Origin of the sequence: Shewanella sp. 11B5, assembly GCF_002836795.1 — a bacterium.
Lineage (GTDB): Bacteria > Pseudomonadota > Gammaproteobacteria > Enterobacterales > Shewanellaceae > Shewanella > Shewanella frigidimarina.
Genome location: NZ_PJAP01000194.1, coordinates 1 through 1069, shown reverse-complemented (window position 1 = coordinate 1069; position 1069 = coordinate 1). Strand labels below are relative to the sequence as shown.

The following is a 1069-nucleotide window of genomic DNA, read 5'->3' as shown; positions in this document are numbered from 1 at the left end:
TGATCACATTTTGATTAGGTTGTGATTGTGGTTTTGCTAAGGCAAGTCCAGGATTGACTTTCACCTCGATAGCAGTAAGCATCGGAAGCGTGTCAGTTTGAAGCTGTTTTAATAGCTTCTGCTTTTGAAAGTTTATTCTCGCAGCCCATGCTGCAGATGTCGTTTCAATAACAAGAACACCCTGGCGGAGATTAGCGACTTTGAGCTGCTCTGCCACAGGACCATTTAACGTCTGTTTTACATAACGATTCAGATTATTAAGTAGTTCTGCTTTCTCGGCCAGTTCAGGCAGTCTCCCAGACAAATGAACTAAATTGCTGAGATCTTGAGGGGGCTTTTTCATATGATAATAAGATGGCTGAATTAGGCTATGAGTGTAACAGTTTTTATCCAAGGTCGAAATGGTGTAACGCGCTGGCAACCAAGTAAGCGTTGGTTACTCCTACCTATTATTCTGATGGCCACCGGCACAGGAATATATCAATATAGCACTGAGCGTTTTGCTAACCAACAAGCGAAAGTTGATGAAAATAAACAGCTTCGCCAACAGCAAAAGCAACAAGTGGTAGAACTCAAAACTGCAACAGAAACCCAGTTAGCAACTTTGGTTGCTCATGTGGCAAAAATGCAGGCCAAAATCACCCGACTTGAAGCCTTAGGGCAGCAAGTAGCGCAAAATAACCTCCTTGATGACCAATTTGATTTCTCAACAGAAGTCGGTATCGGCGGGTTAAGCGAAATCGGCAATGGTGTCGAATTAAGTCAGCTTATCGATGAAATGAATAAGTTGGCATCTAGAATTGATAATAATAATGTTCAGCTATCACTACTTGAAACAGTAGCATCTAATCTCCATATAGATGAAGAGCGTTATATATCAGGGCGGCCAATCGATAAAGGTTGGTTATCTTCGCCCTATGGTTTACGAAATGACCCTTTTAGTGGCCGACGAACAATGCATAAAGGTATTGATTTTGCCGGCAAAGAAGGGGCAGATGTTACAACTACTGCTGCAGGCGTTGTAACATGGTCAGGAAGCATGCTTGGATATGGTGAGTTAGTCGAAATA

At 42.3% G+C, this 1069-nt stretch carries 2 protein-coding genes; one reads left to right on the top strand and one right to left on the bottom strand.

What is annotated here, in order from left to right; translation table 11 throughout:
• A partial coding sequence (locus CXF78_RS01585) for a DciA family protein (protein WP_102035773.1) occupies positions 1 to 343 on the bottom strand: 343 nt, incomplete at its 3' end.
• Positions 344 to 370: 27 nt separating this feature from the next.
• Between CXF78_RS01585 and CXF78_RS01580 the strand changes: the two genes are divergently transcribed.
• Positions 371 to 1069: M23 family metallopeptidase (locus CXF78_RS01580; RefSeq protein ID WP_102035772.1), on the top strand; the 699-nt coding region annotated here is incomplete at its 3' end.